General features: G+C 68.1%; 11 protein-coding genes. 6 read left to right on the top strand and 5 right to left on the bottom strand.

Annotated features, from left to right (window positions below; genetic code table 11):
- Positions 1-253 precede the first annotated feature (253 nt).
- Together AB0F17_RS55990 and AB0F17_RS55985 are read right to left on the bottom strand one after the other, a co-directional pair.
- Entirely contained in the window at positions 254-850 is a 597-nt protein-coding gene (locus AB0F17_RS55990) for a carbonic anhydrase (protein ID WP_358042218.1), read from the bottom strand.
- Between the two features lie 123 nt (positions 851-973).
- The gene (locus AB0F17_RS55985; protein WP_358042215.1) at positions 974-1,639 is read right to left on the bottom strand and encodes an HD domain-containing protein; all 666 of its coding nucleotides are present in this window, start codon (positions 1,637-1,639) and stop codon (positions 974-976) included.
- A 73-nt stretch (positions 1,640-1,712) separates the two neighbouring features.
- On the opposite strand from AB0F17_RS55985, the gene AB0F17_RS55980 reads away from it, so the two are divergent.
- Positions 1,713-2,669 carry a helix-turn-helix domain-containing protein gene (locus AB0F17_RS55980; protein WP_358042212.1) on the top strand — a complete coding sequence of 319 codons (957 nt, stop codon included), beginning with the start codon at positions 1,713-1,715 and terminating at the stop codon, positions 2,667-2,669.
- A gap of 26 nt (positions 2,670-2,695) precedes the next feature.
- On the opposite strand, the gene AB0F17_RS55975 is transcribed toward AB0F17_RS55980, so the two are convergent.
- Complete coding sequence (locus tag AB0F17_RS55975) at positions 2,696-3,598, bottom strand: alpha/beta hydrolase (protein WP_358042209.1); 903 nt, start codon at positions 3,596-3,598, stop codon at positions 2,696-2,698.
- Between the two features lie 64 nt (positions 3,599-3,662).
- Positions 3,663-4,490: a pentapeptide repeat-containing protein gene (locus tag AB0F17_RS55970; RefSeq protein WP_358042206.1), complete on the bottom strand. Its 828-nt coding sequence runs from the start codon at positions 4,488-4,490 to the stop codon at positions 3,663-3,665.
- A 182-nt stretch (positions 4,491-4,672) separates the two neighbouring features.
- On the opposite strand from AB0F17_RS55970, the gene AB0F17_RS55965 reads away from it, so the two are divergent.
- From AB0F17_RS55965 to AB0F17_RS55955, 3 genes are all read left to right on the top strand, one after another.
- Entirely contained in the window at positions 4,673-8,419 is a 3,747-nt protein-coding gene (locus tag AB0F17_RS55965) for a S8 family serine peptidase (RefSeq protein ID WP_358042203.1), read from the top strand.
- A gap of 104 nt (positions 8,420-8,523) precedes the next feature.
- Complete coding sequence (locus tag AB0F17_RS55960) at positions 8,524-8,883, top strand: metalloregulator ArsR/SmtB family transcription factor (RefSeq protein ID WP_358042200.1); 360 nt, start codon at positions 8,524-8,526, stop codon at positions 8,881-8,883.
- Positions 8,880-9,491: an SRPBCC family protein gene (locus AB0F17_RS55955; protein ID WP_358042197.1), complete on the top strand. Its 612-nt coding sequence runs from the start codon at positions 8,880-8,882 to the stop codon at positions 9,489-9,491. The genes AB0F17_RS55960 and AB0F17_RS55955 overlap by 4 nt, the downstream gene beginning before the upstream one ends.
- Positions 9,492-9,614: 123 nt before the next feature.
- On the opposite strand, the gene AB0F17_RS55950 is transcribed toward AB0F17_RS55955, so the two are convergent.
- Positions 9,615-10,595: a LacI family DNA-binding transcriptional regulator gene (locus AB0F17_RS55950; protein ID WP_358042194.1), complete on the bottom strand. Its 981-nt coding sequence runs from the start codon at positions 10,593-10,595 to the stop codon at positions 9,615-9,617.
- Positions 10,596-11,307: 712 nt separating this feature from the next.
- Between AB0F17_RS55950 and AB0F17_RS55945 the strand changes: the two genes are divergently transcribed.
- Positions 11,308-12,315, top strand: a complete 1,008-nt coding sequence (locus tag AB0F17_RS55945) for a substrate-binding domain-containing protein (protein WP_358042191.1) — start codon at positions 11,308-11,310, stop codon at positions 12,313-12,315.
- Positions 12,316-12,402: 87 nt separating this feature from the next.
- Positions 12,403-13,524 carry an ABC transporter permease gene (locus tag AB0F17_RS55940; RefSeq protein ID WP_358042188.1) on the top strand — a complete coding sequence of 374 codons (1,122 nt, stop codon included), beginning with the start codon at positions 12,403-12,405 and terminating at the stop codon, positions 13,522-13,524.
- The last annotated feature ends 14 nt before the right edge of the window (positions 13,525-13,538 follow it).

Below are 13,538 nucleotides of genomic sequence, written 5' to 3'. Positions count from 1 at the left end.
CAGCGCGCCGGCGGCGAGGGTAATGTGGCGGGGCGCTATTTCGAGGTGAAGGACAGCCGGTGTACGGCCACGTCCGCGAGGGCGATGGCCCCGCGCTGGTTTTCCTGCACAACTACGGAGGATCGCGGCGCACCTGGATCCCGGTGCTGGAGTCTTCAGACCGTCGGCAAAGCTCCGAAGCCAGAAAGTGAAGCCGCGTGCAGGTGCAGCGGACATGGACAAGATTCGCCCGCCCGCCGCACCTGCATTTGTATTATGGTGCGGTCTTGGCGGGAACGTCCCGGACGACCTCTGTCAGCTCGCCGGAATCGATGTTGTAGAAGAGGCCATAAATCTCAAGGTGCTTCGGCGTGCCTGGGCTCTTGCGGATCAGGCTTACGTCGTAGTTGAGTGACTGCTCGAAGTCGGCGATGCGGATGCCATCCCAGTCGTACAAAGACGAGATGTCCCTGTGCTGTTCACGTTTCCACGAATCGACGATCCCCTCCTCTGTGAAGGAGCTGGCGCCACAGAAGGAGTGGTGTACGACGACAACCCGCTCGAGTCCGAAGAGGTACTGGGAGACTGTGATCGAGCGAAGAGCGTCCGCTGCGCGTCCACCCCCAATGACGAGAGGGAACACCGTCGCTGTAGCACCTACCATCCTGCCGGCCTCGTCGTGAATAAGCTCACCAGGGTAGACCTCGTCACCGAAGTGATCGGCCACTGCTTCCGGAACGCCGGCCGCCCGGGGGTCAAAGCAGTAGATAGCGATCGTCCTGACCGGAATGGAAGTGGTGAGGAGCTCTCGAGCCGCCGGTTCGCTGTAGCCCGGCTGCGCTCTGAATGTGAATTCGACAAAGTTCGACATGCTTGACTCGATTCTCACGGTACAGTCCCGGACTTTTCGCGCAAAGCCCGGGAGATTCGAAATATGAGATAGGGAAACAGCGTCGCCTCTGTGACCTTCCGGTGGGCGATGCCGTCTGGCCTCCTATTCCCCCCACGGGCCATTGACCACGCCACGCTCCATGATGGTGACTCCATCTGCTTCCCGCTCGCGCGCGAGGTGATAGGCGATCGCGTAGGGGGGCGCGGCTGTTTCGGAGTGGGCTCCGTGGGCGAGGACTTCGTCGGTCAGATGGCGGACCATCTCAAGCCGTGGATAGGCGGCATGGATCTGCCTCTGCTCTCTGGCCACGAGGTCGAAATGTTTGCCGAAATCTATCCAGACTCCTTCGTAGGTGAGGTAGGTCAGCAGTCCCATTCGTTCGGGGATCTGCGGAGTGGTGTGAAGAGCGATCGCCTCCCAGACCCGGTCGACGTCCCGGGCGGGGACGCCGAGATCGGTCAGCACTGTGGCGGCAAGATCGGCGCCTTCCATCTCGAACCGCAGCCGGCCCGGTGCGTCGGGGCCTGTTCCCAAGTCGTGCATCACATGGGCGGCGAAGAGGAGTTCCTCGTCGTAGTCCGCGTCGTTCAGGACGCCTTTGTGGGCGGCGAACAGACGGGCCCAGTAGAAACCGCGAATGCAGTGGTTCAGCACAGAGGGATGCACCGCAGCCCGTGCCGCGGCGAGGCTCGCCTCAACCATCGGTCCAGTTGGAAGAGCGAGTACCTCGTTCTGCAGCCCTCCCGAGAGGGCGAGGGTGTTGGTCATAGCGCCACGGTACGAGACCGGCCCTCTTGCCAAAAGTGGCACGGATGCCAACCAGCGCTATAATCGTGCCACTATGACAAACAGACACCACGTTGCAGTGCTCGTACTGCCCGGTGTGCTCCCGCTCGAGTTCGGCACCGCGACGCAGATCTTCGCAATGGACTCCCACTATGAGCTGACCGTGTGCGCTGACACCGAGACCGGGCTGGTGCCAGGGTGCGGCTTCGCGATCACGGTCGCGGCCGGCCTCGAAGCGCTGGACGACGCCGACACTGTGATCATTCCGGGCTACGACGACATTGACGCGGCCCCGTCAGCGGAGCTTCTGGCGGCGCTACAGGCGGCTCATGCCCGAGGCGCCCGACTCGTCTCCATCTGCACCGCGGCCTTCACCCTTGCCGCGGCTGGGCTGCTCGACGGGCGCCCCGCGACCACACACTGGCGGCACGCCGAGCAGTTGCGTCAGCGCTACCCACACGTCGATGTCCTGCCCAATCAGCTCTACGTCGACGACGGCGATATCCTCACGTCCGCCGGCGTGACCGCGGGAATTGACTTGTGCCTGCACCTGATCCGCACCGACCGGGGCGCCGCAGTAGCGAACACACTCGCACGCAAGCTCGTCGCGCCGCCACGGCGACGGGGAGGCCAAGCACAGTTCGTCGAACAATTCCGCCCCGAAGCGAGCGGAGATGAACTTGCTCCTCTGCGGGAATGGATGCTTGACAACCTTGCCAAGCCCCTGACCGTCGACGACCTCGCAGAACGCGCCCATATGTCGCGGCGGACACTGATCCGCCGCTTCCGCAAGGAGACCAGCACCCCGCCCATGACCTGGCTGACCGACGCACGTATTGACCGAGCACGCGAACTGCTGGAGGCGACCACCGTGCCCGTCGAGCAGATCGGCCGCCTCACCGGGCTCGGCGCTCCCGCTTCCTTGCGGGCGGCGTTCCATCGGCACCTTGGCACTTCCCCTCAGGAATACCGGAGCCTGTTCCGCCACAAGGACGAGATGGTGGACGCATGACCGGCGTGGTCTGCCCCCGCATGGCGTCAGGTTTTCGGGTGGTCGAAGCCGTCCAGGATCGCGGTGAGCAGGTCGGCGAACTCCCGTGGGTGGGTCTGGTACGGGGTGTGACCGCCGGGGAACTCCTCGCACGGCACCCCGAAGCGCTCGCTCAGGACGTGCGCGGGCCGGTAGTAAGGACGGCCCACGCTGTCGTGGCCGGTGGCCAGGCACCACGGGATCGCGACCGTCTCCAGTGCCTTCAGGTCGGGCTGGTAGGACAGGAATACGGATAGCTCGCGGTTGAGCAGGATGTCGACGTTGCCCATGAGCCGGAACATCCCGCCCGGCTGCCGGCCGGTCACCCGGCGGGTCAGCGCGGCGCCGCCCATCACCACCCGCAGAGCGCCGGCGGTCACGGCCCGCCCGGTGGGGTTGGTGAACAGCCGCGGCGCCGTGGGCAGGGTCATGGCCGAGAACGCGGCGAACCCCTGCATGGGCCCCTCCCGCTCGGCGATGCCGACCAATTCGTCGAAGGCGTGCTGCTCGGGACTGTCCCGGCCATCGGGCAGGACTCCGACCAGTGGCGGTTCGTGGACGACCGCGCCGCGCAGCCGGTCGGTGTGGTGGGTCAGGAGCTCCACCGTGATGATCGCCCCGGCGCTGTTGCCGAAGACGAAGGCGCGGTCGATGCCGTGGTGATCCAGGATGGCGACCACGTCGTCCGCCTGCCGCGACACCGCGAGGGACGCGTCCGGTTCCACCAGTGGGCTGCGTGAGTTGCCCCGCCGGTCGAACGTGATCACCGTGAACCGCTCGGCCAGCAGGGGCACCGCGTCCGCGTACATCCCGGCGTCTCCGCCACCGCCGGAGACCAGCACCAGGGGCGGGCCTTCGCCGGCGATCTCGGTGTGCAGCCGCGCCCCGGGAACCTTTACTGTCTGCACCATTGCCTCCATTTTCTACACTGTAGAAGTGATTCTACGCCGTAGAAGGACTCGGGGGGCTGGGACGCTAGCGGGTCGCCCGCCGTGGCCGGTCGGGGGCCGACCAGTGGGCCGGGCGGGTGAGGGTGGGCGACAGCTTCGTGGCGCCGTCGCCCTTGGCCGCGTTGAGCTGCGGCTGGGTGAGGAAGATGCTGCCGGTGAGATCGGCGCCGCCGAGTTCGGTGCCCCGCAGGTCGGCGCCGATCAGGTCGGCCAGCCGCAGGTCGGCTCCCCGCAGGTCGGCGCCGATGAGGTAGGCCCCTCTGAGGTCGGCGGCCCGCAGGTCGGCGCCCTTGAGCTTGGCCCCGATGAGGTCGGCGCCCCTGCGGTTCTTGCGGCGCGGGGTCCCGGCCCGGACGAGCTCGCTCGTACGCAGCAGCAGCTTGTTGACGGCCTGCCGGTGCGCGGGCACGTCCATGACCAGGAGGTCGTCGGCGTCGCCGCGGCTGAGACGTGCGGTCTCGTCGAGGGCGGCGCGGAGCTCGTCGTGGAGCTCGCGGGCCGGGTCCAGGGTCAGCGCCTCGGTCAGGTACCACAGCAGCTCGTGGAGCTGCCGCACGACCGGGAACACCGCGAACATCTGGGTGGCCGTCTCCGGAGCCCGCCGCCAGTCCCGCCCGTCGAAGGTGACCTGGGAGACCTTCTGACCCGCGCCGAAGCAGTCGTAGACCGTGCAGCCCGGGAAACCGCGCTTCCGCAGGTCGCGGTGGATGCCGCAGCGGAAGTCCGGCTCCAGGTTGGGACACGGCTGTCCGGCGTCCTTGTCGATCGCGAAGTCGGCCGAGGCGGCGAAGGGCAGCGCCACGCAGCACAGTCCGAAGCAGCTCTCGCAGTCGGCCTTCAGGGAATCGGACAAGATCAGACGTCTCCTTCTGGGGGGTCAAAGTCCCGAGAGTACCTCAGCGCTCATGAGCAAGCCCTCGGCCATGGCGAGTTCACGACACGTCTGGATCTAGCCACCCTTTCCACGTAGACAACGCCAGATCACGACCACTAGGAATTCGGTAGCTTCTCTTACCGATTCGCTGGAGGTCGTCAATGCTGCGTGGGCGAAAGGCGGTGGCCACCGCCGCGGCGGTGCTGGCCGTCTCCGCGCTGTCGGTGCCCGGCGCGCGGGCCGGCACCGAGCCGGCGGCCTCCGGGTTCGTGCGGGGGGCGGCCGGCGGTGAGATCACGCTCATCACCGGCGACCAGGTGGAGGTACGCGCCGTCGACGGCGGCCACCAAGCGGTGACGATCACCCCGGCCCCGCGCGCGGACGGCTCCGTGCCGAACTTCCAGGTGCTGGAGGCGGACGGTGAGCTGACCGTCATCCCCGACGACGTCGCCGCCCTGGTCCCGCAGCGTCTCGACACCGAGCTGTTCAACGTGTCGGAGCTGGCCGAGGACGGGTACGACACCGCGATCCCGCTCATCCTGACCTACGACGGCAACCTCACCAAGGCCGCCATCCCGGCCGTCAAGCAGCTCCGCACGCTGGAGAGCATCGGCGGCGCGGGGGTGTCACTCGCCACCCAGGACGCGGCCCGTTTCGGCGCCGCGCTGGCCGGGCTCGCCGCCGGATCCGCAGCCCGGACGGCGAGCCCGCTGGCGGGGGTGGCGAAGATCTGGCTCGACCGCAAGGTGCGGCCAGTGCTGGAGAACAGCGTGCCGCAGATCGGCGCGCCCGAGGCGTGGGCGGCGGGCTTCGACGGTACGGGCACGACCGTGGCCGTGCTCGACACCGGCATCGACGCCACCCACGCCGACCTGGCCGGGAAGGTCGCCGACCAGCGCGACTTCACCGGCGAGAACGTGACCGGCGACCCCCACGGCCACGGCACCCACGTGGCGAGCACCATCGCGGGCTCCGGCGCCGCGTCGGACGGCCGCCGCAAGGGCGTGGCGCCTGGCGCCGGCCTGCTCAACGGCAGGGTTCTGGGCGGCGACGGCAACGGCCAGCTCTCGTGGATCATCGACGGCATGGAGTGGGCGGCGGGAGAGAAGCACGCCCAGATCGTCAACATGAGCCTGGGCAGCCGCGTCGCGGGCGGGCCGCTCACCTCGGCCGTGTCGCGGCTGTCCCAGCAGTACGGCACGCTGTTCGTGGTGGCGGCGGGCAACGACGGCTGTGACGGCTGCGTCGGAGCCCCCGGCGACTCCGCCGACGCGCTGACCGTCGGCGCGGTGGACCGCGACGACAAGCTGGCCGTCTTCTCCAGCAGGGGCCCGATCGCCGCGGACGACTCGGTCAAACCCGATGTCACCGCGCCGGGCGTGGAGATCACCGCCGCCAGGTCGGGCGGTGGGTACGTCACGATGTCGGGCACCTCGATGGCCACCCCGCACGTCGCGGGCGCCGCGGCGCTGCTGCGGCAGGCCCGCCCCGACCTCACGGGACCCGAGCTGAAGTCCTTGCTGATGGGGACCGCCAAGCCCACGCCGGGCACGCCCGCGGACGCGCGGGGCACGGGCCGGATCGACGTGGCTGCGGCGCTGAAGGGCGCGGTCGTCGCCTCGGCCGGTTCGGTGAACTTCGGCGACCTCGTGGAAGGCGCCGGCAAGAGCGTCACGGTGAAGTACCGCAACCTCGGCAAGGACCCCGTCGAGCTGGACCTGAAGGGCGCCGGCCCGTTCACCGCCGAGCCCGGCGAGGTGACCGTGCCCGGCGCCGGGCAGGCCGAGGTGAAGGTGACCCTCAAGGCCGCGACGCCCGGCCTGCTGCGGGAGGAACTGTCGGCGAGCGTTCCCGGCGGCGCCACCGTACGGACCCTGCTGACCGCGAGCGTGGAGCAGCGGCGCGTCGAGCTGAGGGTACGCGGGGTCGCCAGGGACGGGCGCAACGCGCGCGGCGGGTTCACCGTGCTGAACCTGGACGAAGGGACGCTGGTCGGACGGATCCTGCCCGGCGACCCGGCCCAGCCGTGCACCGAGCAGAAGTCCGGCACCGGCACCTGCCTGCTGGTCAAGCCCGGCACCTACTCCGTGCTCGGCCACATCTTCACCATGCCCGCCACGCAGGACAGCACGGCGTCGGGCAAGCCGCTGAACGAGAGCCTCGTCGGCGACCCCGAGATGAAGATCACCGAGGACACCGAGGTCGTGCTCGACGCCCGCAAGGCGGTCGAGGTCGCCATCGAGACCCCCGACCACAAGACCAAGCGGAACATGGGCGCCGCGGCGCAGCTCGCCTGGTACCGCGTCGGCGAGAAGGGCACGGCCCTGCGCGGCGGCACCAACATCTCGCCCGGCGGGCAGATCGAGGAGCGGCTGTTCATCCAGCCGACCAGGAAGGTCACCAAGGGCACCTTCACCGTCGCCACCCGCTGGCGGCTGGAGGCGCCCGCGATCACCCTGACGGCTCCGGGCCTCGCCCTGAACCCTCAGTACTACGACCCGGTCTCCTTCAGCGACTACGCCACGGAGTATCCGAAGCTGGACGGCACCGAGCTGTTCCTGGCGGTCGACGCCGGGCGCGGCACGGCCGAGGAGATCAAGGCCCGCGACCTGCGCGGCAAGCTGGCGGTCATCCGCCGTACCGACGGCGTGCCGGTCTCCACCCAGTCCAACGCGGCCGCCGCCGCGGGAGCCAGGATGGTGGCGATCTACAGCGACCGCCCGGGGGCGGACATCACCTCGGGCGGGACCGGCGTCAAGCTCACGGTCCCGACCGTGCGGCTGACGCAGGAGGAGGGCCTGAAGCTGGTCGAACGGCTGCGGCGGCTGCCCGTGCCCGTCCTGGCCAAGGGGATCGTGGCCAGCCCCTACGTCTACGACCTGTACCTGCGCGAGAAGGGCCGGGTGCCGGACTCGCTGCGGTACGTGGTGCGCGACAAGTCGCTGGCCCGCGTCGAGTCGGGCTATCACAGCCAGCTCGCGGACGACGTGACGGTGAACGAGGCGCGGTTCGTCTTCGAGCCGTGGGACACCTCCTCGATCTCCACGAACCGGCCACTGGCCAAGACGCCGCGTACCCAGGTTCAGTACTTCACCCCCGACCCCGACCTGCGCTGGAGCGCCTCGGCGGGCAGTCCTGAGCGGTTCTACAACACGATGTGGCCGCACGTGGACACCCCGCGCATGGCCTTGTCGTCGCCGGAGTTCCGCAGCTACGAGGCGGGCGAGCGGGTGGAGCGGACCTGGTTCAAGCAGCCGCTGCTGCCGGGCGTCAACCCGCGCAATCCGCTGCGCAGGGAGGGCGACAAGCTGCGCATCTCCATGGAGGGCTTCATCGACGCCGACCGCAACTACGGCGACGCCTACACCAGCCCGTTCGAGCACGGCATGAAGACTGATTTCCGGCTCTACCAGGGCGACAAACTGCTCCAGCAGACCAACTACCTGCCTTCGGGCACGGTGACCCTGCCGGCGGAGAAGTCCGCGTACCGGATCGAGTACGACGTGCGCAACGAGGCCACCTGGGCGAAGCTGTCGACGCGTATCCGGTCGGTGTGGACGTTCGGCTCGGAGCGGGCGGCCGCCGCGACCACGGTGGTCCCGCTGCTCCTGGCCGGGATCGACGCGCCCGTCGACCTGAAGAACCGGGCCCGCTCGGCCAAGCTCGGCGTGTCCCTCTACCGCCAGGAAGGGGCGGCACCGAGGGCGGTGAAGGACGTGTCCCTGGAGGTGTCCTACGACGACGGCGCCACCTGGCGGTCGGCCCGCCTGCGCGCGAAGGGCGGCACGACCTACGAGGCCACGCTGGAGCCGCGCCCCTCGGGCTTCGTCTCGCTGCGGCTCAACGCCTCCGACGTCGACGGCAACACCGTCTCCCAGGAAGTCATCCGCGCCTACGCGGCACGGTGACACACAGACCCGCCGAGCGGATGGGCCACCCCCTCCGGCTCATCCGCTCGGCGCTCTTTTACCAGAGTTGACTTATATAAGCCTGGCTTGAAATACTCCGTCACGTGCATGCGTTCGATGTCCTCGGAGACCCGGTCCGGCGCCGGATCCTGGAGCTGCTGGCCGAAGGCGAGCTGAGCTCCGGTGAGGTCACTGCGGTCATCCAGCGCGAATACGGCATCTCTCAACCGGCCGTCTCGCAGCATCTGCGGGTGCTGCGGGACAACGGGTTCGCCAGCGTACGGGCGCAGGGCACCCGGCGGCTCTACGCGGTCGAGGCCGCGCCGCTGCGGGAGGTCGACCTCTGGCTGGAACGCTTTCGCGGGTTCTGGGATCAGCGGCTGGACGCGCTGGCCACCGAGCTGGCGCGCGGCAAACGCGAACGCCGCGCCCCCGGCCCATCATCGAGAAACGAGCACACATGATCGACATCATCAAGCAGCTCGAATACGTCCACCGCCAGCTGGAGGACGGTGACGAGCTCAAGACCATCGTGCTGCGACGCCATTACGACGCCGGCATCGACGACGTGTGGGACGCCTGCACGTCCGCGGAGCGGATCCCCCGCTGGTTCCTGCCCGTCAAGGGGGATCTCCGGGTCGGCGGCCGCTACCAGCTCGAAGGCAACGCCGGCGGGGAGGTGCTGGCCTGCGAGCCGCCGCGCTTCTTCAAGGTCACCTGGATCTTCGGCGACGCCCCCGGCCGCTCCGAGGTCGAGGTCCGGCTGTCGGCCGACGGCGACGAGCGCACGCTGTTCGAGCTCCAGCACACCGCTGCCGCGCCGCCCGACATGTGGGGACAGTACGGGCCGGGCGCGGTGGGCGTCGGCTGGGACCTCGCCCTGCTCGGCCTGGCCATCCACATGTCGGGCGAGTCCCTCGGCGATCCGAGCGCCTGGGAGGGAAGCGACGAGGCTCGCGCCTACAGCACGACCTGCAGCCGACTGTGGGGCGAGGCCCACGAGGCGGCTGGCGCCCCTGCCGACCAGGCGAAGGCCGCCGCCGCCAACACCGCCACCTTCTACGCTCCGTAAGTAACCAATCGGATAGGCCATTCGCACCGGATCCGGCCGCCAACGGGGGACCCGACGCTCGGTCTTCCGCACCCACCGCCGCCCCGGCCGGGAAAGGTGCTTGGGCATTGCCACGGTTCACGGTCAAGCGTGCGGTGGAGCGGTGGTGCCTCGGACGACGAGCCGGGCGTCGAGGATGAGCTCACGGGAGGGGAGCCGGTTGTCGTCCAGGCGTTCCACCGCGGAGCGTACGGCGAGCTGGGCCATCTGCTCGGCGTCCTGACGCACGGTGGTGAGGTCGATGTGAGACAGATGAGCTATGTGGCTGTCGTCGTAACCGACCACCGAGATGTCTTTCGGGATGTTGACACCCGCGCGGCTGAGCGCGTGCATGAGGCCCATGGCGCACCGGTCGTTGCCGGCCAGCACGGCGGTCGGCAACCGGTGGTCGTGGCGTAGGGTCTCTCCGGCCTTCACCCCGGACTCCTCTGTGTGATCCCCGGGAAGCACCCGGATCTCTTTCTCCAGCCCGTGTCCGCGCATGGCGGTGAGGTACGCGCGGCGGCGTTCGGCGGACCCCGGGCCGTCGCCACCGTCGATGTGGACGATGGCGCGATGGCCGAGGCCCACCAGATGATCCACGGCCTGACGGATGCCCTTGTTCTCGGCGGTGTGGACGCTGTCGACGCCGGCACCCGACACGCGTCGACCCACGACAACCGTGGGGGTGTGCTCTCCCACCTCGGCGAGATACTCGGCCTCGGCATTCGGGCCGAGCAGGATCAATGCCTCGCAGCGATGGCCCAGCAATGCCTCCACGACCTTCCGCTCGTTCCGAGCTGGCCCGAGCGCGCTGAGCAGGACTTCGTAGCCGAGCCCCTCCGCCTCCGCGTAGATCGCCTCGACAAGGTCGGCATGGAAGGCGTTGCGCACGTTGATCATCACGCCAAGGACCATGCTGCGATTGCGGGCGAGGAGCCGTGCCGCGTTGTCCGGGCGGTAGCCGAGTTCGTCGGCGGCGCGGAGGACCCGGTCACGCGTCTCCTTGCTCGCCCCCGGCTCGTTGCGGAACACGAGTGAGACCAGCGCCCGTGATACGCCCACCCGTGCCGCGACATCCGCCATGGTAGGTCGCTTGGTGCGCGCCGAGACCCTTGTAGCGGGTGACCCCGTTTGCTCCAACATCAACCCTTTTTCCGATGTGCATGTCTTGTTGCAGGCTGTTGACATTCGGTGTGACCGAGTTCATAGTAACAGCCACTAGAGCGCGCTAGTAGAGCGCTCTCAATGTGAAATCGGATGCAGACATGGAGCCTCGCGAGTCGCCCATACCCTCTTCGGGCTGCTTGACCGGCAAGGAGGATCATCCCGAAGCGACCGCGAACGGCGGTGTGGTCGCACTTGCCGCGATGCCCGCGAGGCCCTTCGTCGGCTCGGCCACGGGGACGCCACGCAGATCGCCGGACCCTCGCTCGCGCGGCGCACGGACCGTCGTGGCGGCTGGATAGTTCGATTGACTGGCGGTCCTACCGCAATCGACCAGGGCATCAAGAGCATGGTGACCCTGATTGGTCATGTTCTAAGCATGTCCTTATGTCAGGACAAAACTCGCTAGCAAAATGTCAAGACATCCTATTGACAGGACACTTCCTTCGCAGGTTACATCCTCGGAACGAGGCTGGTTTCGACGCCGGCCGAACGCACCAAGGGCCCGTTCCAGCCCGCCACCCCCTGATCCACAAGAACCGTGGTCGCTCCCCGGGAGAGGTAGAACCAAGTGCCGCACTCCATTCGCAGGTCCTCGACACGTCGGCATGTCCCTAACTGGCGCGCTCTAGTGATCGCCTCGATCATCGCGCTCACCCTGGCGAGCTGCTCGAATGGTTCGGGCGCCGCACAGAACACGCAGTCCACAGAGTCCGCGAAGGCCGCCTCGGCGGCAGGACTTCAATCCGGGCTCGGCAGCCGGGCCAAGAACCGCAAGATCACGTTCCTGCTTTCCCAGGATCCCGGTGACTCCTTCTGGGGCACCATCTCGCAGGGCGCCAAGGACGCGGCCCAGATGTTCAACATCGAACTGAACCTGCAGACCAGCCAGGGCGACCCGTCGAAGTACAACGACCTCATCGGCAGTGCCGTCGCCGACAAACCCGCCGCCATCGCGGTGGTGATCGACGACCCGAAGCGCTACACCGAGAACGTCTGCGCCGCCTCGAAGGCCGGCATCTCGGTGCTCGCGTACAACATCACGCAGGAGGGCGAGGTCGCCGCGTGCACCTCGGGCTTCGTCGGCCAGAACTTCGAGGAGGCCGGCTACCTTCTGGGCCAGCGCCTGATCGCCGAAGCGAAGCTGCCACGCGGAGCCAAGGTCTTCACCCCGGTCGAGTTCCCCGAACAGGTTTACGCCATCCAGCGCAACGCCGGGGTTCAGAAGGCCCTGGACGCCATCGGCGCGAAGACCGAGATGGTCGCGACCGGCATCGATGACGCAGGGGCCCTGGACAAGATGAGCCAGTACCTGCTCGGCCACAAGAACACCGCGGCGATCGTGCCGCTGGGCGGCACCCCGCATCGCAACGTCGAGGCGGCGATGTCGGACGTCGGGGTCAAGGTTCCGGTGGCCGGCTTCGACCTGTCCAAGCCGGTCATCGACGGAATCAAGAGCGGGGCCATCCTCGCCGCCGCGGACCAGCAGCCCTATGTCCAGGGTTTCCAGACCGTGGCGCAGCTGGCGCTGCATCTCGACTTCGGCCTCAGCCCCGCGACCATCAACTCCGGAGGCAGCGGCCTAGTGGACAAGTCCAACGTCGCGGTCGTCGAGCAACTGGCAGGCAAGATCCGCTGATCGGCCCGGCACCTGAGGGGCGGGCCCGTACCCGCTGCCGGGTCCGCCCCACCGGTCACATTCGCGACGGATATGGGAGAGCCAAGCATGAGCAGACCGACCAGCGACGGAGCGCCGTCGCCGACCCTGGGCGAGACCATGGAGGAACACGATCATCTGGCGGCGGCGCCCGCCGGGGCGGAGCTGACGGCCCCGGTGAAGCGCACCATGGCGGACTCCGTCCCGAAAGGCCGCAGTGAGCAGTTCGGCGGATGGCTGCGGCTGATACGCGGCCGCGGCGCGCTCGAGATCGGCATCATCTTCGTGCTGGTGCAGATCGGTTGTGTCGTCGCCTATCTGATGGCCCCGGACAGCTTTCCCTACCTCTCAGGGGCCAACTTCAACGTACTGAGCCAGTCGATCCCTGTGCTGGCGATCCTGGCGATCGGCGCGGGCGTGCTGATGATCGCAGGCGAGTTCGACCTCTCGCTAGGGATGAACTTCACCTTCTGCGCGCTCGTGTTCATCCATTGGTACGCCGATGGCAACGTGCTCGGCGCGTTCGTCGTGACCTTCGCGATGGGCATCGGCATCGCGCTGCTCAACGGCGTGATCGTGACCAGATTCAAGATCCCGTCGTTCATCGTCACCTTGGGCATGATGCTGTTCTGGGACGGTGCCGCGCTGTTCTACAACGGCAGCTCGGCCGCGCGCATGCAGCGCGGCGAGACCCTGCAGACCATCTTCGCCGGGCAGGTGGGCCCCTTCCGAGGCCAGGTCGTATGGCTGGTCCTGGTCGCGGTGTTCTTCTGGGTGCTCATGCACCGGCACAAGCTCGGCAACCACATCTTCGCCGTCGGCGGCAACGAGTCCGCGGCTCGTGCGATATCCATCAACCCGACGCGCATCAAGTTGATCGCCTTCGGAATCCTCGGGCTGTGCGTGGCGCTCGCCTCGATCCTGGTCGCGGTACGGACGCAGTCCGTCCAGCCCGGCACCGGCCGCGGCATGGAACTGCAGGCCATCGCGGCGGCCGTCGTCGGCGGCGTATCGCTGCGCGGCGGCAAGGGGAGCGTCCTCGGCATGGTGCTCGGTGCGGCACTCATCCTCATCCTGCAGGACATCCTGCTGCTCTCCGGAGCCCCGGGCTTCTACCTCAACCTGTTCATCGGCGCGATCATCGTTTTCGCCGCCGTCTTCAACCGCCTCATCGAAGGGAAAGCGGAATGAGCACGTCGGCGCCC

It is taken from the genome of Nonomuraea sp. NPDC026600 (genome assembly GCF_040638335.1).
Classification (GTDB): Bacteria; Actinomycetota; Actinomycetes; order Streptosporangiales; family Streptosporangiaceae; genus Nonomuraea.
Note: the sequence above shows the minus strand (reverse complement) of the source record. Positions and strands in the feature narration are given on the sequence as shown.

Coding starts and splice junctions, on each gene's coding strand:
- AB0F17_RS55965 (WP_358042203.1), top strand. CDS start 4,673: ATGCTGCGTGGGCGAAAGGCGGTGGCCACCGCCGCGGCGGTGCTGGCC.
- AB0F17_RS55950 (WP_358042194.1), bottom strand. CDS start 10,595: ATGGCGGATGTCGCGGCACGGGTGGGCGTATCACGGGCGCTGGTCTCA.
- AB0F17_RS55975 (WP_358042209.1), bottom strand. CDS start 3,598: ATGGTGCAGACAGTAAAGGTTCCCGGGGCGCGGCTGCACACCGAGATC.
- AB0F17_RS55985 (WP_358042215.1), bottom strand. CDS start 1,639: ATGACCAACACCCTCGCCCTCTCGGGAGGGCTGCAGAACGAGGTACTC.
- AB0F17_RS55955 (WP_358042197.1), top strand. CDS start 8,880: ATGATCGACATCATCAAGCAGCTCGAATACGTCCACCGCCAGCTGGAG.
- AB0F17_RS55980 (WP_358042212.1), top strand. CDS start 1,713: ATGACAAACAGACACCACGTTGCAGTGCTCGTACTGCCCGGTGTGCTC.
- AB0F17_RS55990 (WP_358042218.1), bottom strand. CDS start 850: ATGTCGAACTTTGTCGAATTCACATTCAGAGCGCAGCCGGGCTACAGC.
- AB0F17_RS55940 (WP_358042188.1), top strand. CDS start 12,403: ATGAGCAGACCGACCAGCGACGGAGCGCCGTCGCCGACCCTGGGCGAG.